The following is a 21346-nucleotide window of genomic DNA, read 5'->3' on the forward strand; positions in this document are numbered from 1 at the left end:
GTGCTCCTGCCGGGGAGCACGCCCGGAGGGGGCATGGCTGCCGCCATGTCGGGTCCGCACGTGCGGTGCGGGCGTGAAACGGGACGGAGGGAATGCCGCCCCCGGACGGAGAGAGCCGGGCTACTGCAGCATGTGGGAGTCTTGGAAGGCGGTCTGGCGTCCGGCGCCGCCCTGGTGCTGCCGGTGGACCATGTCCAGAAATTCCGTCGAGCTGACCGGGGGGCTGAAGTGGAAGCCCTGGTAGAAGTCGCAGCCGCATTGGCGCAGGAAATTCAGCTGGTCGGGCGTCTCGACCCCCTCGGCCTGCACGATCAGCCCCAGCCCCTTGGCCACGGAGATGGTGGCGCGAAGCACGGCCTGTGTCGCCTTTGAGTTCAAATCCGAGACGAATTTCTTGTCGATCTTCACCGACGTCAGGGGAAGGTGCTCAAGCGAATGGAGCGAGGCCCGGCCCGTGCCGAAGTCGTCCAGGGCCACCGCGAAGCCCTGGTCCCGGAGCATCTGGAGTTGCCCCGCCGCCCTGGCGGGATCGCGCATGACGGCGGATTCGGTGATCTCCAGCTCCATGCAGCCGCGAAGGGATTCGGTCTGGGCGTTCAGCAGGGCGAACAGCTCTTCGAACCTGGGCTGGGTGAACTGGAGGGCCGAGAGGTTGAGCGACAAGTGCAGCCCCGGCGCGCCCCTTTCAGCCCACGAGCGCATGTCGCGGGCGGCGGTCTCAATCACCTGGGCCGTGATCTCCTGCATGAGGCCCATCTCTTCGGCCAGGGGCACGAACATGGCCGGGGGCAGGAGCGAGCCGGACTTGCGCCAGCGCACCAGGGCCTCCGCGCCCAGGATCACCGGCCGGCACACCATGACGATGGGCAGGTAGTGCACCTCGAACTGCCTGCGCTCCACCGCCAGGGCAAGTTCCCGCTCCACGTTCAGGCGGTTGCGCGCCTGGGCGCCCAGTTCCGGGGTGAAGCACTCCACATGGCCCTTGCCCAGCGACTTGGCCCGGTACAGGGCCAGGTCCGCGTTCTTGAGCAGCGCTTCCGGGCTTTGTCCGTCGCCGGGGAAGACCGCCACCCCGACACTGGTCTGGACCCGCACCGATCCGTCTCCCGCCGCGAAGGGCGCCCTGAAGGCGGTCAGAATGCGCCGGGAGAGCGCCAGGGCCTGCTCGCTGTCGTGCAGGGACGCGGCCATGATCACGAATTCGTCCCCGCCGAAGCGGGCCACGAGGTCCTTCTCGCGCACGCATGTCTGGAGCCTGGCTCCGGCCTGTTTGAGAATCTCGTCCCCGCCCGGGTGGCCGAGCGTGTCGTTGATGTGCTTGAAGTCGTCCAGATCGAGGAACATGACGGCCAGCTTGTGCCCGTTGCGCCCGTCCCTGGCCATGGACGAGGCCAGGGCCTCCATGAACGTGCCCCGGTTGGGCAGGCCGGTCAGGAAGTCGAGCCTGGCCTCCCGGGCGATCTTGTCCTGGGCCCTCTTGTGTTCGGTCATGTCCCGGGAGATGGCCACTGTGCCGATGGTCTCGCCGTCGTCGCCCTTGAGCCTGGTGAGGATCATCCACAGGGGGATGTCCTCGCCGTCCTTGCGCTTGAACCAGATCTCGCCGTTCCATTTCCCGTTCTCGTCCAGGGCTTGGCGCAGCTGGTCGTAGAGTTCGGGATCGTTGCGCCCGGAGTTGAAGATCTCCGGCGTGCGCCCCAGGAGATCCTCCCGTTCGTAGCCGGTCAGGGCGAGCATGGCGGGATTGACGTCCACCAGGGCGCCGTCCGGTCCGGCGAGCAGGACGCACTCCAGGGTCTGGGTGAAGGCGGAATCCTTCAGGCGCAGGCTCTCCAGGGCCTCGTGCAGTTCGAGGGTGCGCTCATGGACGCGCTCTTCCAGGTTCTCCCTGGCGGCGCGCAGCTCGCTCAGGGTTTCGCCTAGGGCGTGGCGCTGCTTTTCGAGGCTCTCGGCCATGAGGTTGAAGTCCGCGCCGAGACGGCCGAAGGGATCCCTGGCCCCGGGCGGGATGCGGTGCTCCAGTTCCCCGGCCGCGACACGCGCCGCGCCCGCGCGCAGCACGCCGATACGGCGGTTCAGGAGCCGCTGCAGGATGAAGATCACGCCCATGGCGGCAAGCATGCAGCCCATGGAGACGGCCAGCACGGTGTTCTTGTCGTAGGCCAGCACGGTCTCGATGTCCTGCCCGCCCTGGCGGATGCCGGCCCGGGCCAGGGACTTGAAACGCCGGATGTCCGAGACGGCCTCGTCCCAGAGCAGCTTGTCGGTATGCGCCAGCATCTGCGCCGCGGCTCCGTTGGGGTCGCTCTCCTGCAGTTCCTGGAGCTTGGGGATATTGCCCATGAGCAGGTAGACGGCGCGCTTGAATCCCTGCAGCAGCTCGCGGGCTTCGCCGCCCTGCCACTGCGGCAGCGTGGAGAGCTCCTCCACTTCCATCCGGACGGCGTCGAGTTGTTTCATGATCACCGGCAGCGGATCGGGCCGTTCGCCCAGGAATCCGTCCAGGGCCTCGGAGACGCCGGCCAGGCTGCTGGAGAGGTAGGTGAGCGCGCCGGGCTGCGCGGCGTCCGTCCGGGCGAGGTCCTCCACGGTGGCCCTGGCGTTGTCCACTGCCTTGCGCACGGCCGTGGCCTCGGGGGCCGGCCGTCCGGACGCGGCCGGCCGGGGGCGCTTGTCCAGGATCATCAGAAGCCCGGTGCGCGCCGACGAGAGTTCCTGCCTGAGCCGCCGGACGGTCCCCTGGCTGTCCTCCGGGATATCGCGGGTGTTGTCCGAGATGCGTTCCAGGAGCACCAGGAGCGTTTCGGCCGGGGCCTTGCGGGAGGCGTGCATGTCCATGGCCAGGCGCATGGCCTCGCCCAGGGTGAACTCGATGCCCCGCAGCCCGTCCTCCTCGCTGATGCGGCTGGAGACGAAGGTGTCCACCATGGAGCCGGTGCGGCGCGAATAGTCCGCCACGGCCCAAGCCACCGCCAGGAACATCACGGCGAGCAGGGCCACGGTTATGCGTTGCAGTACGGTAAACGACATGAGGCCTGTCTTCCCGGCGGCGTTGGAGGCGTTTTGCCGGAGCCGGATCCCCGGGATGCTCGCACCGGGTCCGGACGCATTATCGGCAAAGCCGAAAAGCGGTCGCCAAACGGAAACGATCCGCAGTCCGAAGTTCGCCTTGTTGACTCATTACCGCATGAATACCCATCAACGCATCAAGAGTCCACTTCTTCCTCGACCATTCCCGCCGGGTCAGTGGAGGATGCCGCCGGGGCTCGGCGACGCAGCCTTCATCTCGTCGAAGGCGGGGAGCGCCCGTTTGAACATCCGCGCGAAGGCTTCCGCCGAGACGGCTGGGCTGAAAAGATACCCCTGGAAGCGGTCACAGCCGCAGGACCTCAGGAAGGCCAGCTGCTCGGGTGTCTCCACGCCTTCGGCGACCACGGTGAGCCCCAGGCTTTTGGCCATGGCCACGGTGGCCTTGACGATGGCCTTGGACTCTCTGGAGTCCAGGCCCATGATGAATTGCCGGTCGATCTTGAGCGAGGTGAACGGGAGTTGCTGAAGGTAGCGCAACGAGGAGTATCCGGTGCCGAAGTCGTCGACGGCAACCTGGTGCCCCTGGTTTCTGAGCCTGCGCAGGGTGTCCCGTGCGGCTTCGGGGTCCTGCATGAGGGTGGTCTCGGTGATCTCGATGCCCAGGCGGGAGCTGTCCAACCCGCGCAACGAAAGCTCGCTGTTGAAGAACGCGTGGAACCCGGGAGAGGAGAAGTGGGCGGCGCATATGTTCACGCTGACGTGGGGGGCGAGGTCCTGGGCCGCCCAGAGCCCGGCGTCCCGGGCGATTTTGTCCAGGAGGATGCGGGTCAGCTCGGGCATGACGTTCATCTCCTCGCACACCGGGATGAACACGGCGGGCGAGACCGGTTCGCCGTTCACGGTCCAGCGCAGCAGGGCCTCTGCGCCACAAATCTCCCGGGCGTTCATGCCCACGATGGGCTGGTAGCGCACCTCGAAATCCCGGTTGGCCAGGGCGTCGTGGATGTCGCGCTCCAGTGACGCCCTGGCGCGCACGCACGTGTCGAGCTCCTCGGTGAAGACGTTCATCTTGCCCTTGCCGGTGTCCTTGGCGCGGTGCAGGGCCACGGAGGCGTTGCGCAACAGGCTCTCCGTGTCGGAGCCGTCCCGGGGATAGACAGTGAGCCCCAGGCTGGCGCTGGCCTTGTACGGCCCGCAGGCCAGGTCGAAGGGCTGGGAGAAGCACTCAAGCATCCTGTCCGCCAGGGACTTGGCCTGTTCGTCGGAGACGATGCGGTCCGTGACCACGGCGAATTCGTCCCCGCCCAGGCGCGCCACCGCATCCCCGGACCGGAGGTGGGATTCCAGACGCCTGGCCACCTGCACGAGCAGGGCGTCGCCGGCCTCGTATCCCTGGCCGTCGATGAGGCGCTTGAAGTTGTCCAGGTTGAGCAAAAACACCGCCAGCATCCGGCCGCCGCGCTCGGCCCGGAGGATGCCCGAGGCCAGCTCCGAAAACAGCGCGTCCCTGTTGGCGAGCCCGGTCAGCGCGTCCCGGCTGGCCCTGTGGTGGAACTCCTGCCGGGCCACGCTCTGGGGGGTCATGTCCCGGAAGATGCCGATGGAGTGGCCGGGCTGGTCGTCCTCGCCGTGCAGGTTGGCGAAGAACACGCGCAGGCCGATACTGTCGCCGCCGCGAGTGAGGATGTCCATCGGCGATTCGAAGCTCCCGGTGTTTTCCAAGGCCTCATGGAGCCTGTTGCGGAAATCGCCCGCCTCGATTCCGGGGCAGAACGAGTCCGGGGTCAGCCCCAGCAGGCGCTCCAGGGGGTATCCGGTCAGCTGGGCCATGGCCGGGTTGGCGTCGACGATGCGCAGCGCCTCGTCACAGATGACCACCCCCTCGTGGGAGCGGTTGATGACGCAGTCCTTGATGTCCAGGCTGGTGAGCGCCTCCCCCAGGGCCTGGCTTCCCTTGCTCACGCGCTGACCCAGGGCCTCGTGCGACCGGCCGAGTTCCTCCAAAGCCTGCCTGGCGCGGTTTTCCTCCTTCTGGAGGCGTTCGGCCATTGAATTGAACCGGGCGGCGAGTTGGCCGAACTGGTCCATGGGGCCCTCGGGGACGCGATAGTCCAGGCGGCCGTCGGCGAGTGTTTCGGTGGCGCGCATCAGGGCGGTGACGCGGGCGGCCAGGCGCGAGCGTATGAAGAGCATGCCGAGCACGGCCACGGCCAGGGAGGCGGAAGCCAGCATCAGGAAGATGCGTTGCTTGCCGCGCAGGGTTTCCCGGATGCCGGAGGCGTCGGCCCGTACCTCGTCGGCCTCGGTGGCCTTGATGCTCTGGATGGAGAGCATGGCGGCGTCCCAGAGGGTTCTGAGTTCCCTGATCTCGGCCTTGTTGGTGTTGGCGAAGAAGTTGGGATCCCAGAGCATGTTCTTGTGCACCCGGGCCGAGTTGGTCCGGATGGCCTGAATCTCCCCTGCGAATTTCCGCAGCGGTTCGCGCAACCGGTCGATATCAGGGAAGGTGAGCAGGGTGTTGGTGTCGTTTATGATTTTATCCAACAGGTTCAGTAGGATGGGTAGCTGGTCCGGGCGTGCCTGCAGGTAGCGGGTGGCGGTGCGGCTCAGGGAGTCCAGGGCGTTGTCGAGGAAGTAGGCTGTTTCTCCGGGATGCCTGGTGCTCGCGGCCAGTTGCCCGGCGCTGGCCCGGGCCGATGCCAGGTATTGCTCGACGGCCGCGACGGTCTTGCCCATGGCGTCGGAGAAGTCGCCCTGGACGCGCATCTCGTCGATCTGGACGAGCCCTGAACGTATCCGGGCCAGATCCAGGGCTATTCCGGCTGTGAGTTCGTCCTCACCCGCCGCTTCCCGCTTGAGCTTGACGGCGATCATGTCCAGCATGCCCAGAGAATCGTCCACTGACCCGGACCGGTCGCTCAACAGGTCCCCGTAGATGCGGCGCGCGTTGATCAGGGCGTTTTCCGATTCGTGCAGAAGCCCGGCCGCCTCGATGTGACGGTCCACGAAATGGCTGACGAGTTCGTCCGTGCGGCCGGAATCGCGCACGCCGAGCCAGGTCATGGTCAGGAAGAAGCCCAGGGTCAGCAGGAGGGCCGTGCGTTGCAGCGTGCTGAAGGACATGGCTACTTCTGAAAACGCAGTTCCAGGATTTCGCCCACGTCGCCGCAACCGAAGAGCGGCTGGTCCACGCCAGGTTCGGGCTCGCGCCCCGCGATCTCGAAGCGGGAGACGCCGAACGGGTACGCCCCGTCCAGGGAGAAAGCCACGTCGTCGGCGTTGCCTGTGACCAGCTTGCGGGCGAAGCTCACGGTCCAGCGGCCGTCCTTCCACACGCCCTTGGCCCGGATGTCCGCGCGTGATCCGTCCGGCGTGACCAGCCTGAACTTGGGGACGCGCTCTCCCGCGTAGCCCGGGTAAAGGATGGTCTCGGCCGCTTCCTGGCCTTCGTCCCCCTTGCGGTTCAGGTAGAAGACCTTGCCGCTCCTGGACAACATGGGCTTGGCGTAGGGCTGCGGATTCACCGAATAAATCTGGATTTTGTCGTCGGCATAGCCCGCATGGTCGGAACGGTGGGCCTTCCAGTACCACTCGTCGGCCACGTAGGGGGCGTCCTCGTGCAGGGTCAGCCCGGTATCGTGGCTCACCATGCTCCATTTGAGGATGATGGCGTCCTCGCGTTCGGGGCCGTCCACGTACGCCCGCCTCCCTGCATCCCAACGCTGGACGCGGTGCTGGGTGCTGGGCTTGGGACAGGGGAACGACGCCTGGATGTAGACGTTCTGGCCGTCGTGCAGGCCCCTCAGCACCACCTCGATGTTGGCCACCACGTCCAGCACGGATACCGGCTGAGCCGCCTTCCAGGCTGGATCGTCCGGGATGTTGACGTCCGGGGGCGTGGCGGTCCTCGAGGCTGTGAGGACCCGGTGGCCGGCCTGGACCTGGGGCGGGGACGCAAGGGCGGTCAGGGCCAGAAGCAGGGCCAGCATGGCGACAGGCAGCGAAAAGCTTGTCGTCGATCGATTCATTTGGTGTCTCGGAAAGAAAACAAGGATTGGCGAAATATGCGGCTCCGCAAGAACTGCGGCGGCGCAGCGCCGCCTGAGGCGGAAAATCGCTAAACAATTTTTTGTGTCCGGTCAAACCGGATCGTATGGATCGGAACACCTGTGGGGAGCCGATCCATCCAGGCGCGCGGGGGCGGGAAAATCCGGACGGAAGGACTTGATTCTTTTTCGGGCGGATATTAGAAAAACCTGCTTTTTATGCTAGACTGAAGCAGTCTCGTCCGTACAAGGAGCCCATACATGACCCGCAAGGACCGCACCGAAGGCATTTATTCCCGCCGCGAGGTGCTCGATGAATCCGAACGCCGCCAATACTACCAGATTCAGCTCAAGGACCTGCTCACCTATGCCTACCGCTACTCGGAGGACGTGAAGAAGCGCTTCGACCGCGCCCAGTTCCAGGTGGGCAAGTTCAAGCAGCTCTCCGACCTCAAGCATATCCCCATCCTTAAAAAGAAGGAGCTCATCTTCCTTCAGTCCATGGGGCCGCGCCTGGGCGGGCTTCTCACCAAGGACCTGGGCGACCTGCGCCGGGTGTTCCTTTCCCCCGGGCCCATCTTCGATCCCGAGGACCGCGAGGACGATTACTGGGGCTGGACCGAAGGCTTCTACGCCACGGGCTTCCGCTCGGGCGACGTGGTGCAGTGCACCTTCAACTACCATCTCTCCCCCACGGGCCTCATGTTCGAGGAGCCCCTGCGCAATCTCGGGTGCGCCGTCATGCCCTCGGGCCCCGGCAACACCGCCACCCAGCTCGAGGTGATGCAGAAGCTGCGCGCCACCGGCTTCGTGGGCACCCCGAGCTACCTCATGCACCTGGCCCAGAAGGGCGAGGAGTCCGGGCTCAACCTGCGCAAGGACCTGTTCCTTGAGGTGGCCTTCGTCACCGGCGAGAAGTTCTCCGAAAAGATGCGCTCCACCCTGGAGAAGAAGTTCGACCTCATCATGCGCCAGGGCTACGGCACCGCCGACGTGGGCTGCATCGGCTACGAATGCTTCCAGAAGAACGGCCTGCACATCGCCAACCGCGCCTTCGTGGAGATCTGCCACCCCGACACCGGCATCCCCTTGAAGGACGGCGAGGTGGGCGAGATCGTGGTCACGGCCTTCAACAAAACCTATCCCCTCATCCGCCTGGCCACCGGCGACCTCTCCTACATCGACCGCGCCCCGTGCTCCTGCGGGCGCACCTCGCCGCGCCTGGGCAACATCGTGGGCCGCGTGGACACCACCGCCCGCATCAAGGGCATGTTCGTCTACCCCCATCAGGTGGAGCAGGTCATCGCCCGTTTCGAGGAGATCAAGCGCTGGCAGATCGAGGTCACCAACCCCGGCGGCATCGACGAGATGACGCTTCTGATCGAGGCCAGCAACTTCAAGCGCGAGGACGAACTGCTGCACATGTTCCGCGAGAAGATCAAGCTGCGCCCAGAACTCAAGGTCCTGGCCCCGGGCACCCTGCCCGCGCAGATCAGGCCTATCGAGGACAAGCGCAAGTGGGACTAGGCTCCCGCACGCTCCCGGGGCGGATCCCCGCCCCGGAACCCGCGTGCCCGCCGCGCGCGTCGTCGTCGGCGGCATGTCCCTGGAGAACGCAATGATGAGAACCTTCGTGCTGGCCGCCCTCTGGGCGGCCTTGCTCGTCATGCCCATGGGTTGCAAGCGCTACACCGACATGACCGAATCCCCCGCTCCGGCGGCCGCCCAGCCCCGTGCCCCCGGGCAGTTCCTGGACGGGGACGGCCGGGCCGTGGACGAATCCAGCCTGGGGGATGCGGCCGCCAAGGCCGCGTACGTTCTCATCGGCGAAGGGCACCCCATCGCCTGCGACCATCTGGCCCAGGCCCGCATCCTGGCCCTCATGGCCGAGGCCGGAGCGCCTCCCGTGGTGGGCCTGGAGATGGTCAGCCTGGACATGCAGCCCGTGCTGGACCTCTTCAACAAGGGGCTCATCGGCGTGGACGACCTGGAGGACGGCCTCAAGTGGAGCACGTCCTGGGGCTATCCCTTCGAGATATACCGGCCCGTTTTCGAGACCGCGCGCAAATACGACCTGCCGCTGTTCGCCCTGAACGTCCCCCGCGACGTGGCCCGCAAGGCCGGCAAGAGCGGGCTCACGGGCCTCACCATGGAAGAGCGCCTGGGCCTGCCCGCCAAGATCATCCCCGTGCCCGTCGAGCAGGAACGGTACCTGCGCGAGGTGTTCGAGTCCCACCCCGCAGGCCAGCCCAAGGACGCCAGGGCCGCCTGGAAGAGCTTCCTCACCGTGCAGGCCCTGTGGGACACCACCATGGCCCGGCGCGCCGTGGAGGCGCGGGTGGCCATGCGCCGTCCCGTGGCCGTCATCGCCGGCGCCGGGCACGTGGAGCACGGCTGGGGCATAGCCATGCGCCTGGGGGTGTTCGATCCCCAGGGCCAACGCCTGCTCATCATGCCCTGGCGCGGCGGCGAGGCTCCGGACAAGGCCGAGGCGGACCTGTTCTTCCACTGTCCCGAGGTGAAGCGCCCGAGGCTCGGCATCAGCCTCGAGGTCACCGACGAGACCATCGTGGTGAAGGCCGTGGAGGCCGGGTCACGGGCCGAAACCGCCGGTTTCCTGCCCGGAGACGTGCTGGTTTCGGCAGGGGGGACGCCCCTGCGCAAGCTCTCCGACCTGCACGACGCCACCCTGCGCGCCCTGGACGCCGGATCCATCGTTTTCAGTGTCAGGCGGGGCGGCGAGACCCTGGACATCACGGTGAACCTGCCCTCGGCGGCCAGGGCGGCTCCCTGAAGTTGTGGGGAGGAAGCCTCCGGCGGCCAAAGGGACTTGACGAGGGCCGTCCTGGCCCTCGCTCTGCGGGCGCTGCCGTGCAGCGTCCAACTCCGCAGGACTGCGGAGTTGTCGTCCTTTTGGAATCCCCATCTGGTTTGTGACCTGTGAAGTGTGAGCGTCATGCCTGAACTGCCTGAAGTGGAGACCATCGCCCGGGGGCTCGCTCCGCTGCTGACCGGGCGGCGGGTGGCCGGGCTCACGGTGCTGGACCGGCGCGTCTTCCAGGGAGACCCCGGGGAATTCGAGCATCTGTTTTCCGGACGCGCCATCACCCGCGTGTTCCGCCGGGCCAAGCTCTGCCTGGTGGAGGTGGAGGGGGGCGCACTCATGGCCTTCCACCTCAAGATGACCGGGCGGCTTTTCGTCACCCGCCCGGGAGAACGCCCCGAACCGCACCTGCGGGTGCTGGTCGCCCTGGACGACGGGCGCGCCCTGCACTTCACGGACATGCGCCGTTTCGGCTCCTGCCGGGGATTCGCGCCCGGGGCCATCGAGTCGTGGGACTTCTACGCGAGCCTGGGCCCCGAACCGCTGGAACTGGACGCCGCCGGTTTCCGCACGGCCCTGGCCGGACGGGGAGGGCGCATCAAGGCGGTGCTGCTCGACCAGAAGGCCGTCGCGGGCGTCGGCAACATCTACGCCGACGAGTCCCTGTTCCTGGCCGGCATCCGCCCCGACGCCAAGGCGGACCGCATTCCCGCGGCCAAGCTGGACGAGCTTTTCGAGGCCCTGCGCGACGTGCTCTCGCGGGCCATAGAGTCCGGCGGCAGCACCATCCGGGACTACCGCAGCGCCGAGGGCGTGGAGGGCTCCTTCCAGTGGACCTTCAACGTCTATGGGCGGGCCGGGGAGCCCTGCACGGTCTGCGGACGGGCCCTCACGTCGCAGAAGGTGGCCGGGCGCACATCCACCTTCTGCGCACGCTGCCAGCGGGCGTCTTTTGGTTCATGAATTATTCTTCATGATTCGGGGCTGCTGCGCCCCTTGCCCCACCACTGCGAAGGGGCTACTGTCCGCTCTCGCACGGCCCCGTGCCCCCACTGCCTGTATAGGAACAGCGGATCACATAATGCGCCGAATATACTTACTTTTATTTGTTGTCGTAACGTCCCTTCCGGTATGTCTGAACGTCCCCTCCGTTCTGGCGGAACCCGCCAAAAAAGAACAGAAGGGCCCTAAATCAAAAGAAAAAACTGGATCTAAGGGGAGCAAGTCAGAGGACAAGTCCTCCAAGTCCGGCTCCTCCGGGAAATCCAAGGATTCCAAGCCCGGCAAGGACGCCAAATCCGGCAAGGAGCAATCCAAGTCCTCCACCGGAAAGGATTCCTCCAAGTCCTCCAAGGGACGTGATTCGGGCGGCTCCTCCAAGTCCGGCAAGTCCAAGAAGGACTCCAAGAAGGACAAGAAGCACAAGAAGCATCCGGCCGTGGTGCAGTCCAACGCCGAGGCCGAACGCAAGGCCGAAGAGGTTCTGCACAAGACGGACGCGGAAAAGCCCGCCGCAGCTCAGGGCGCCGCCGGCACCGTCGTCGCCTCGGCCCCCCTGCGGGAGCAGTCCGGCGGCCTTGCCCAGGACGTCTACGAGAAGGGCATGGAGCTGGGCCGCCAGAACAACTACAACCAGGCTCTGGACCTGTTCAACCAGGCCATCAAGCTGGACTCCAAGAACGCCAGCTTCTACGCCGGGCGCGGGCATGCCAACTTCATGCTCAACCAGCTCGACCGAGCCCTGGACGACTACAACAAGGCCGTGTCCTTAAACACCCAGGACCCCCTGGCCGTGGTCATGCGCGGGCACACCTTCTACAAGCTCGGCAACTACACCAAGGCCATCCAGGATTACGACAAGGCCATCCAGATGGGGGCCACCGACGCCGAAGTCTACAAGGGACGAGGCTCGGCCTATCTGAAGATCAACCAGCCCGCCAAGATGTGCGCGGACTTCAAGTCCGCCTGCGAAAAGGGTGATTGCGAGATGAGCGAAAACGCCCGCAAAAGCGGGATTTGCGAATAACCCGGCAAGGTTCCGGATGTTGGAATCGGGCGCGGGCTCTATCCCGCGCCCTTTTCTTTTGGAAGTCTTCGGAAGCGTCGCTTGACCGCGCCCGGCGAAAAGACCATACAGCCAAGGCCGGATCGGGCGGCATGGGGATGGGACTCAAGAGTGAACGCCTACATTTTCTGGGGAATAGTCATCGCGGTCTGCTTCTATCTGGGGGCGCGGCTGACGTTTCAGACCCGCGAAAAGAAGCGCAGCATGCTGCGTCTCAATTTCGAGGAAGCCAAGAAGCGCGAGAAGAAGCGCGGCGGCTGACCCGTATTTCGTCATGCTTTCCCGGGTCGCTTGCGTTAGGGTGACTCTTCAAGGGGGGCATCGATGCTGCTCAAAGACAAGACCCTGATCATCACCGGAGCGTCCATGGGCGTGGGCCGGGCCCTGGCCGAGGCCCTGGCCGTGCTCGGCGCGAAGCTCGTGCTCAACGCCCGCGGCCCCGAATCCCTCGACGACGCCTGGCAGGCGTGCGACATGGTGGGTGCCAAGGCCGTGGCCGTGGCGGGGGACGCCTCAAAGGCCGCCACCGCCAAGGACCTGATCGAGGCGGCCAGGTCGCTGGGCGGATTTCTGGGCTTCGTGCACTGTGCCGGGGTGCTCAACCCCGGGCCGCTTCTCTGGGAGATGGACACGGGCGGTTTCGACGAGATCTTCGCCTCCAACGTCAAGGCCGCCTGGCAGCTCACTCGGGTGTGCGTGCCGGAACTCAGGAAGTCCGGCGTGGGATTGGCGGTGTTCCTGGGCTCGGCCGCCGCGTCGGTGGTCCAGCCGGGCATCGCCCTGTACTGCGCCGCCAAGGCCGCCGAGGAGCACCTGTGCAGGCAGCTGGCCGCCGAGGAGCCCTGGCTGACCTCCTTCATCTATCGCCCCGGACTGGTGGACACCCGCATGCAGGAACAGACCCGGAACGCCGTCGGCGGCGGGGCCGGGGCGCTCAAGGGACTGTTCAAGCCGTGGCTGGAACGCGGCACGCTCATCATGCCCGAAGTCTCGGCCATGGGACTCATCCGCATCCTCATGCGCGACTGGTCCGGACTCTCCGGCAAGACTTTCGACGTACGCGACGAGTGATCGTCCTTCCGGGAAGGACGGGGCGTCGCCGCTCATTCTACCGGCAGAACTTGATCGAATCGAGTGCCGTGCGCAACTCCGTTTTCGCTGCTTCGAACTGGTCCGGATGGGCGGCGACCATGAAATTGAAATAGAAGTTCCGGCCGTTGTAGCATTGCCAGATGATGCGTTGGTGGGAGCCGCCTCCGCCGGACGGCGTTTCCGTGACTTCCCAACCGATGACGCCGCACTTCTTCTTGTAGTCTCCGTCGTCGCGCCGTTTGGCCTCGCTGTATTTACCCGTCTTTATTTCCTGCTGGGACTGCTTGAGGGAGGCGGCCACCGAGGCTCCTGCCGGGAAATCCGGGGTCATGGCGGTGAAGTGGAACTGGAAGCTCATGGTGGTGCCGGGCTTCATGAACACCGGGTCGTTCCCTGATGGGTCTCCGCCCTGGAGCCTCCAACCGGCCGGGACGGTATAGCTGAACCCGTGTTCGGCGTTGGTGAAGGTCTGGGGGGCTGCGTATCCCTTGCCGCCGGTCTTTTCGTCGGCCACGTTGCCGGTGCCGCTTTTCTTGCCCGTGGTGGCGTCGATGCCCTGCTGGATGATGCCGAACTGGGCCTGGGCCAGGTTGGACACGAGAAAGAGCACGAAGAGGGCGGCGAATCCCCTGAGGATGAGACGCATGGATACCTCCCGGAATGTGGGTTAGGGCTTACCTGCCCCATAGCATCGCAGGAGGAAAAAATCTAGGAACGCTTCTTTTTTTTGCGCCCGAGAAGAGCCGGGATCACCGCGGCCGCGCCCACGGCGGCCAGCACGGCGGCCAGCCTGGGGTTTGCCAGGTCGGCGATTTCCCGGATGGCTTCGAGATGGCTGCCGGACACGGCGTAGATCATGGAGCTCGGCAGTACGCCAAGGAACGTGCCCAGGAGGAATTTGCGCTTGCGGATGCAGGAGAGCCCGGCCAGCACGTTCACCAGGAAGAAGGGCGTGGCCAGGAAGAGCCTGGCCGAGAGCACATACCAGAAACCGTGGCGGGCGATCTCCAGGTTGGCCCGGGCCAGCTGGTGGCTGAAGCGGGCGTAGAGAGGCTTGTAGAACAGGTAGCGCGAGGCCGCGAAGCCGGCGAATCCTCCCAGCACCGAGACGCACACGTTCAGGACGAACCCGGCCTGGACGCCAAAGAAGTAGCCTGCCAGCAGTTTGACCAGGGCGGCCAGGGGGATGGGGCTGGTGATGGCCAGTGATCCCGCCGCCAAGAGCGCCAGCCAGCACGGCATCGGATAGGCCTGGACGAATCCCTTGTAATAGAGCGCCCAATACCTGGCCCAGGCCAGAATCGTTTCCGCGTGGGACGCCCATTCTGCGAGGAAGACGGCGAACGAAAGCAGGGCCAGAATCCAGGCCATTTTTTTGATCATGAAACGTCCATGCGCGCGTGTTGCTCTTCGGTCCGTCCCGGGCCGGGGGCCTGGAGGGCGCGCGACTAGCTTATCCGCACGGGGTGACGGTTGCGTGTCGCGCGTCCGGGCAGCCGCCCGTATCAGTCGGTCAGCTCACCAGGATTCCGGCGTAGCCCACAACCCGGCCGTAATCGCCCGAAACGTCCCCGGACGTGGCGTAGGCGGCCAGCTCCGCTTTCGTTGCGCCCAGTTCCAGGGCGATCATGAGCCCGAGCGTCATGGGCAGCACGCCGCACATGCTGATGCCCATCTCGCGCACCACGGAGTGCAGCCCCACAGGGTCCAGGCCCAGGATGGCCCGCACGGCCAGGGAGTCCATCTCCTTGGCCCGCTCGTGACTGACGTAGTGGCTCATGTCGGAGCTCACCAGCAGTGAGACCGGCTTGGGCCAGGATTTGATCACCCGAGCCATGTTCTTGGCAACGCCGGCAAGTTCCGAGAGCCGGTGCTCGGACACGCAGACGGGGACGCCCGTGAAGGAGTCCTTGATGGCGCACAGAAACGGCACCATCACCTCCAGGGAATGCTCCTGGATGTGGGCGGCGGTATCTGAGGCGAGGCGCGGATCGGCTCCGGTGAGGGCGTCGGCCAGGGGTTCGTCCACGGGCATGGCGCACAGGGGGGTGAGCCATGCGCCCCGGTCCCAGACCGCCAGGGACGCGCCCATGCCTGTGTGGTTGGGGCCGAGCAGCACCAGCGTGTCGGCGAGGCTCGCCATGCCCAGGGTGGCCCCGGCCACGGCTCCGGAATAGACGTAGCCCGCGTGGGGGGCCATGGCCAGGATGGTGCGCTCGGGGCGTTTCTCCGGCGCTGCGGCCAGGTATCCCCGGACTTCCCGTTCCAAGACCGGTGCGCTTGCCGGATAGAATTGACCCGCGACGACGGGTTGGCGGTTCATGGCGTCGACCTCCGGGGGTGAGGCGGATTTCCAGGCATGGCCGGAATGTAATCCGGCAGGCCCTTCCTGGCAAGCGTCAAGCAAAGCCGGATCAGGGCGGACCGGAGATGCGCCCGGCCCTGTCCTCGATGCCCTTGCCGGCCAGTTCCGAGGCGGCCAGCTTGCCGTAGAGGGTGTCGCCCTGGTTGTCGCGCAGTTCCACGAGAATCTTGCGCCAGGTGTCCAGGTCGCCGAGCATGCGGTTCAATTTGGCCATGCGCAGGCGGTTGGCCCCCCACTCGGCGCTCTTTTCGGGCGCTTCCCCGGCGTACTCGGCGCACAGGGCCAGGGCCTCGCGGTAGCTTCCGGCGGCCTGGTTGGCCTCGATCATGAGAAGCAAGGCGTCTCGGGCCATGCCCTCGTCCTTGGCTTCTTCCTTGAAAAGCGCGCGCGAGTCCTGGGCCCAGACCAAGGCCTGGCCGTAGTCTCTGCGCTCAAGCGCGGTGCGGGCCTGGTAGTAGACGGCGTAGGCGCGCTTGGCAGGGTCCAGCTGCGGATCGGCGGCCAGCCGCGCCCAGAGGAGGCGGGAGCGGGCCTTGTCGCCGGTATGCTCCAGGGCCATGGCCTGGGCGAACTCCAAGGCGCGGCGGGGGTTGTCTCCGAGCTTCCAGGAGGCCGCCTTGCGCAGCGTTTCCAGAATGGCCTGCCAGTCCTGGTTCTCCCTATAAATGGTGAGGATGAGCGCCAGGGCCTTCTGGGCGTCGGGGGTGGGCGGCTTGTCCAGGTAGGGCTCGCACATGGCCAGGGCTTCCTTGGGCGCGCCCTGGTAGTAGAGCGCCAGGGCCACGCCCAGGCGTTCGCGGTCCGGCAGGGTGTCCACGCGCCCGGCCAGGAAGGGGTAGTTGCGCCACAGCTCCAGGATGCGTTTGTAGTTCATCTCTTCCAGGAGGGTCCCGATCATCTTGCCGAACGCCTGCGCGCCCACATCCACGGCCTGGGATTCCAGGGCGTCGCCGGGATAGCTCGTGGTGAAGCGTTTCACCAGGTCCAGGGTCTCGGGGTACTCCTGCTTGTAGAGCCGCCACATGGAGAGCTTGAGCAGGGCCAGCGGGGCCAGGGCGCTCTTGGGATATTCGTTGGTGATGATCTCGTAGATCTTGTCGGGCCTGATGTCCTTGGGGTCGGCGAAGGCCTTGAACATCTCCTGGAGGGTGGGGGCGTCGTTGATGCCCTGCTCGGCCAGGCGCATCATGGCCATGAGCGCGCCCTCCCGGCCGGGATACAGGCGGATGGCCATGTCGTAGTATTCGCGCGCCGCCTGCAGGTTGCCGAGCTTGGCGCTCACGTCGCCGAGCCTGGCCAGCACCAGGTCGTTCGAGGCGTCGCCCGGCAACAGGTTGTAGAACCACAGATAGTCGTCCCGGGCCTTCTCGTATTCCCCCAGCTTGTAGGCGATGTCGGCGGCCACGCGGCGGATGGTGGGGTTCTCCACGTAGTAGCGCGGCCAGCGTTTGTCCACGTATTCCACGATCTTGCTGGCGTCGTTGTACTGCTGGAGTTCCAGCAGGGCCTTGGACAGGCCAAGGGCCGCGTCGCGGGCGAAACGGCTCTCGGGATACTTCTGGAGCACGTCCCGGAAGGACTGGGCCGCGCGTTCGTGGTTGGCCTTGGCGTCGCGGATCTTGGCCTGGTCGAGGTAGTAGTCGCCCCAATACACGTCGATGAGGGGCACTTCCTCATCCAGGGGGTATTTGTTGCGCATCAGGTTGAAATAGGCCCTGGCCTCGGGGAGGTTGCCCTGGCGCAGGTTGATGTAGCCGAGCTTGATGAGCGCCCTGGGCACCTTGAAGGACGTCGTGTTGAAGTTGAGCGCCTGCTGGAGGATGTCGTTGGTCTCCAGGAAGGTCTCGGGCATCTTGTTCTTGTTGACGGCGAAAGTGGCCTCGGCCTTGAGGTAGAGGGCATCCTCCCGCAGGTTCTTGGACAGCTCGGGCTTTTCGAGCAGGCTGTTGGCCACGTTCAGGGCCTTGTCGTAGTCGTCGCGGGCCAGGGCCTGCTGGCCGCTGACCAGGTAGGTGCTGTCCTCGATGGATTCCCCTTTTTCCTTGCCCTCATCCTTGGGGGGGGCGGGAGGCGCGGCGGGCGGCTCAGGCTTGGGGGTGATGGCGGTCACGGCCGCTTCGTCCGCCTTGAGGGGCTGCGCGGCGTCGGCCTGGCCCTTGGCCGCCTCGGGGGCCTGGGGCTGGGCGATCTGTCCCGTGGCGGTGGGAGGCTGGGCCTGGGGCGCTGCGGCCACCGCCGGAGCTTCCGGCGCCGGTGCCGGTGCCGGGGCGGGCTGCTGGAGATTGATGGAGCCGCGCACTTCGCCCTGGGGCTGCTTGGGTGGCTGGGGGGCCGCCTGGCCTTGAGCCTGGGCTGCCGGCTGTTCGGGAGCTTGGCCCGGAGTCTCGGGCTTGGCCGTCGGAGCCGGCTGGGGAATAGGCTGGGATTGCTGGGCCTGTTGGGCCGGGGCGGTGGCGGATGCCTGGGGCTGCGCGCCGGGAAAGGCGATCTTGCCCGTGACGCCCTGGCCGGGCGACGGAGCGGGAACGGCCGGTTGAACCGGCTGGGAAGCCTGTTCGGCCTGGGGGGCCTGGGGCGGCGCGGCCGGCGTCTGTCCGGACGCCGCCTGCTGCTGGGGCTTTGGCGGTTGCACCGGGGAAAGCTGCTGGGGCGCGGCCTGGGGCGCCGCAGGCAGCTGCGGCTGGGCGACCGGAGTCTGCGGCCGCGCGGCTGCGGCCTGGGGCCGCTCCTCGGGCGTCTGGCCCGGAAAGTTGATCTTACCGGTGACCACGGGACCCTGTTGAGGCGGTCCCTGCTGGGGGCTCTCGCTCTGGGGCAGCGCTTCCTGCGCTGGGGGCTGAGCCTGTTTCCCCGCGTCCCCGGTGGCGGGAGGCTGGGCGGACGCGTCCTTTTGCGGGGTTTCCGGCGGCTTCGAGCCCTCTTGCGTGGGCGGCTTCCAGCGGCTCCCGGCCGGGTCGTAGAACACCTGGAGCGTGACGGCCTTGTCGCCCTTGGGCGAGGCGATGAAGCCGAAGGCGTCCGACTCCATCTCCACCACCAGCACGTTGTCGGCCACGGCCAGTCCTGAGACGTGGCGGCCCCTCACGCCCGAGCCGGACATGCCCTTGAGCTTGGTCCCCGCCGGGAAAAGCACTTCCACCCGCTTGGCCCCGGTGCGCAGGACCACGGGTTTGGGGGCGTTCTTGGGAAAAGTGACAGTCAAAACATCGGCGGAGGAATCCGTGGACAAAGAGTAGGTCTGAGCCCTGGCCTCGGCCAGAAACCCAAACAGGATGCACAGACAGAGGAGCCAAGCGGTCTTGGCCGGTGGGCGCGCCATCACGGCGGCATGCGGAGCAAGAAACGTGCTAGGCTGCACGGACCGAGCCTTACGAGCCGAGCATGTTCTTTTTCTTGAGCTTTTCGATAAGCGTGGTGCGCTTGATGCCGAGAATCTCGGCGGCCTGGTTCTTCACGCCGTCGGCCATGCCCAGGGCCTCGGTGAGCAGGCGCTCCTCGATTTCGTCCAGGAACTCCTTGAGCCCCATGGAGCGGTCCTTCAGGTCCGACACGGCGGGCCAGACGAAACCGGCCGGACGGACGGCGGCGGCCGTCTCCGGAAGGGGCGGGGCCTGCCCTACGCCTTCCCATATCTTCCTGGGCAGGTCCTCGGGGTGGATGACGTCGTGGTCGCAGAGGATGGACAGGCGCTCCATGAGGTTTTCCAGCTCGCGGACGTTGCCGGGCCAGCCGTAGCGCAGAAACATCTCCCTGGATTCCTGCGGGATGCCCAGGGTTTTGCGCTCCTTTTGGGAGCAGAAGCGTTCCAGGAAGGATTCGCTCAGAAGCAGGATGTCGTCCCCGCGCTCGCGCAGGGGGGGCAGGTGCAGGGGGATGACGTTGAGGCGGTAGAACAGGTCCTCGCGGAAGCGTCCTGCAGCCACCTCGACCTCCAGGTCGCGGTTGGTGGCGGCCACGATGCGCACGTCCACCTTGAGGGTGCGGGTGCCGCCCACGCGCTCGAATTCCTTCTCCTGAAGCACGCGCAGGATCTTCACCTGCAGCGACAGGTCCATCTCGCCGATCTCGTCCAGGAAGATGGTGCCGCCGTCGGCCAGCTCGAAGCGGCCGGCCCGGTTGCGGATGGCGTGGGTGAAGGCGCCTTTCTCGTGTCCGAAGAGTTCCGACTCGAGCAGTTCCTTGGGGATGGCTCCGCAGTTCACGGGGACGAAGGGCTTTGAGTGGCGGCGGCTGTTGGCGTGCAGGGCGCGCACCAGGAGTTCCTTGCCCGTGCCGGACTCGCCCGTGACCAGGACGGTGGAATCCGTGGGGGCCACCTTGGAAAGGACTGTGAAGACGCTTGTCAGTGCCGGGCTTTTCCCGATGATGCCCACGGTGTTCAGATCCATTACGCCTCCGCTCGATGCACGACCATGGGACGAAAGTGTCAACGAAATGACGCAAAGTCAAGTGGGGATGCTGAAAAAGGCGGTCTGCCGGGGCGCGGAGGCGGAAATTGTTGGAAAACCGACGCCGGCGTTCGCGCGGCAAGCCGACCGGGGAGGCCCGCACGGCTGGGGCCTTTCGTGAAGGGAACAGGCGGGCCGAAGCGGCCCGAAGCAGCCTACGCGTACAGGCTGAGGATGGCCCCCGTGACCTGCTCCACGTGGTGCACGTTCCTGGCGTTGCTTGCGAACTGGCGGTCGTAGGCGGCGTAGCCGGACATCTCGGCTGCGATGATGGGATCGTCGCCGGTCTTGGCGTAGTTCCAGGCCCGGTCGTACACCTTATGGTCGAAACCGATGGAGGGGTCCGCCTCGGGCAGGGTCTGGGAGACGGCGTGGGAGTGCTCGGTCACGGCCTGCACCCTGAAGGGCCCGGCCTCGGCCGCGCTCCCGGCGGGTTGTGCGGTGCCGTCAACCACGCGCAACTCCATGGGCGCGTTGTTCAGCGTCGTGCCGTAGGCCCCAAGGGACTGCATGTTCAGGTCCACGCGGTCGAGCGTGCCGATGAGCATCATGGCGGCCATCTCCTTCCTTCAACAGTGCGCACTTAAGGCCCTGCTGTCAACGCCGCGGCCCCTCCGGCGACGGGTCAGTCCCAGAGAAAGGCCCCCATGGAGAGCACGCCGTACATCATGTCGTCGTGCACGATCCGTCCGCGGCGTTCGCCCGCGCCCATGGCCACGAGCAGAGGCAGGAAATGCTCGGACGTGGGATGGTTGCGCGCCCCGGCCGGCCCTTTCTCCGGGTAGGCCGTCAGGTCGGCCTCGCGTCCGGACTCCACCATGTCCACGGCCCAGCGGGCGAAGTCCACGGCGTAGGGCACGGGTGGCGTGCCAGGCGTGCGCAGGTCCCGCAGGTTGTGGGTCAGGCTGCCGCTGCCCATGACCAGCACGCCCTCGTCGCGCAGGGGAGCCAGGGCCCGTCCCATGGCCAGATGGTGCTCCGGCCCCAGGCGGGGCTGCACCGAAAGCTGCGCCACGGGCACCTCCGCATCCGGGTACATGAGTTTGAGCGGCACCCAGGTGCCGTGGTCCAGGCCTCGCTCGGCGTCGATCCCGGCCCCGATCCCGGCCTCGGCCAGGAGTTCCCGCGCGCGTCCGGCCAGCGCGGCGTCGCCGGGAGCCTCGTAGCGCATGCGGTACAACTCGTCGGGGAAGCCCCAGAAGTCATGAATGGTTTCGGGATGCGCCGTGGCCGAAAGCACGGGCGCGGGCGCGGTCCAGTGGGCGGTGGCGCAGACCACTCCCCGGGGTCTGCCCAGGCGTGATCCCAGCGATTTCAGGAAATCATGGGTGGGGCACGGGTCGATCACCAGCGTGGGCGCGCCGTGGGACACGAACAGGGAGGGAAAGGGCGTGGGCATGCGGGGCCTCCTGGCGGCGCGCGGGAGGCGCGCAGGGCCAGTATAGGCCATCTTGGCGCGCGGGCAAGTCCCCGAGC

General features: G+C 66.5%; 16 protein-coding genes. 6 read left to right on the top strand and 10 right to left on the bottom strand.

Annotated features, from left to right (window positions below; genetic code table 11):
* Positions 1 to 120: 120 nt before the first annotated feature.
* The 3 genes from ML540_RS10640 to ML540_RS10650 all read right to left on the bottom strand — a co-directional run bounded on the left by ML540_RS10640 (position 121) and on the right by ML540_RS10650 (position 7058).
* Positions 121 to 3030: a putative bifunctional diguanylate cyclase/phosphodiesterase gene (locus ML540_RS10640; protein WP_243360764.1), complete on the bottom strand. Its 2910-nt coding sequence runs from the start codon at positions 3028 to 3030 to the stop codon at positions 121 to 123.
* A gap of 213 nt (positions 3031 to 3243) precedes the next feature.
* On the bottom strand, positions 3244 to 6153 hold the full coding sequence (locus ML540_RS10645) for a GGDEF domain-containing phosphodiesterase (RefSeq protein WP_243360766.1): 2910 nt from the start codon (positions 6151 to 6153) through the stop codon (positions 3244 to 3246).
* Between the two features lie 2 nt (positions 6154 to 6155).
* Positions 6156 to 7058, bottom strand: coding sequence for an ethylbenzene dehydrogenase-related protein (locus tag ML540_RS10650; RefSeq protein ID WP_243360768.1), 903 nt, complete (start codon positions 7056 to 7058; stop codon positions 6156 to 6158).
* A 279-nt stretch (positions 7059 to 7337) separates the two neighbouring features.
* Between ML540_RS10650 and ML540_RS10655 the strand changes: the two genes are divergently transcribed.
* From ML540_RS10655 to ML540_RS10680, 6 genes are all read left to right on the top strand, one after another.
* Complete coding sequence (locus ML540_RS10655; protein WP_243360771.1) at positions 7338 to 8603, top strand: phenylacetate--CoA ligase family protein; 1266 nt, start codon at positions 7338 to 7340, stop codon at positions 8601 to 8603.
* 43 nt (positions 8604 to 8646) lie between these two features.
* Positions 8647 to 9870, top strand: a complete 1224-nt coding sequence (locus ML540_RS10660; protein WP_243360773.1) for a ChaN family lipoprotein — start codon at positions 8647 to 8649, stop codon at positions 9868 to 9870.
* Between the two features lie 162 nt (positions 9871 to 10032).
* Positions 10033 to 10863 (top strand): bifunctional DNA-formamidopyrimidine glycosylase/DNA-(apurinic or apyrimidinic site) lyase, encoded by an 831-nt coding sequence (gene mutM, locus ML540_RS10665; protein ID WP_243360775.1) that lies wholly within the window; start codon positions 10033 to 10035, stop codon positions 10861 to 10863.
* Positions 10864 to 10981: 118 nt separating this feature from the next.
* Complete coding sequence (locus tag ML540_RS10670; RefSeq protein ID WP_243360777.1) at positions 10982 to 11926, top strand: tetratricopeptide repeat protein; 945 nt, start codon at positions 10982 to 10984, stop codon at positions 11924 to 11926.
* Between the two features lie 150 nt (positions 11927 to 12076).
* Positions 12077 to 12226: a hypothetical protein gene (locus ML540_RS10675; RefSeq protein WP_243360779.1), complete on the top strand. Its 150-nt coding sequence runs from the start codon at positions 12077 to 12079 to the stop codon at positions 12224 to 12226.
* Between the two features lie 63 nt (positions 12227 to 12289).
* A complete protein-coding gene (locus tag ML540_RS10680; RefSeq protein ID WP_243360781.1) occupies positions 12290 to 13036 on the top strand; it encodes an SDR family NAD(P)-dependent oxidoreductase in 747 nt (248 codons plus the stop codon).
* Positions 13037 to 13073: 37 nt separating this feature from the next.
* Here ML540_RS10680 and ML540_RS10685 read toward each other — a convergent pair whose 3' ends face one another.
* The 7 genes from ML540_RS10685 to ML540_RS10715 form a co-directional block, all read right to left on the bottom strand.
* Positions 13074 to 13703 carry a hypothetical protein gene (locus ML540_RS10685; protein WP_243360783.1) on the bottom strand — a complete coding sequence of 210 codons (630 nt, stop codon included), beginning with the start codon at positions 13701 to 13703 and terminating at the stop codon, positions 13074 to 13076.
* A 62-nt stretch (positions 13704 to 13765) separates the two neighbouring features.
* Entirely contained in the window at positions 13766 to 14440 is a 675-nt protein-coding gene (locus tag ML540_RS10690) for a TVP38/TMEM64 family protein (protein WP_243360785.1), read from the bottom strand.
* A gap of 130 nt (positions 14441 to 14570) precedes the next feature.
* Positions 14571 to 15380: an AmmeMemoRadiSam system protein B gene (gene amrB / locus ML540_RS10695; RefSeq protein ID WP_243360788.1), complete on the bottom strand. Its 810-nt coding sequence runs from the start codon at positions 15378 to 15380 to the stop codon at positions 14571 to 14573.
* A 91-nt stretch (positions 15381 to 15471) separates the two neighbouring features.
* The gene (locus tag ML540_RS10700; RefSeq protein ID WP_243360790.1) at positions 15472 to 18741 is read right to left on the bottom strand and encodes a tetratricopeptide repeat protein; all 3270 of its coding nucleotides are present in this window, start codon (positions 18739 to 18741) and stop codon (positions 15472 to 15474) included.
* Positions 18742 to 18790: 49 nt separating this feature from the next.
* Complete coding sequence (locus tag ML540_RS10705) at positions 18791 to 19810, bottom strand: sigma-54 interaction domain-containing protein (RefSeq protein WP_243360792.1); 1020 nt, start codon at positions 19808 to 19810, stop codon at positions 18791 to 18793.
* A gap of 215 nt (positions 19811 to 20025) precedes the next feature.
* Positions 20026 to 20421, bottom strand: coding sequence for a hypothetical protein (locus ML540_RS10710; protein ID WP_243360795.1), 396 nt, complete (start codon positions 20419 to 20421; stop codon positions 20026 to 20028).
* 74 nt (positions 20422 to 20495) lie between these two features.
* Positions 20496 to 21269, bottom strand: coding sequence for a DODA-type extradiol aromatic ring-opening family dioxygenase (locus tag ML540_RS10715; RefSeq protein WP_243360796.1), 774 nt, complete (start codon positions 21267 to 21269; stop codon positions 20496 to 20498).
* Positions 21270 to 21346: the final 77 nt, after the last annotated feature.

The organism is Fundidesulfovibrio terrae, from assembly GCF_022808915.1.
Taxonomy (GTDB): Bacteria; Desulfobacterota; Desulfovibrionia; order Desulfovibrionales; family Desulfovibrionaceae; genus Fundidesulfovibrio; species Fundidesulfovibrio terrae.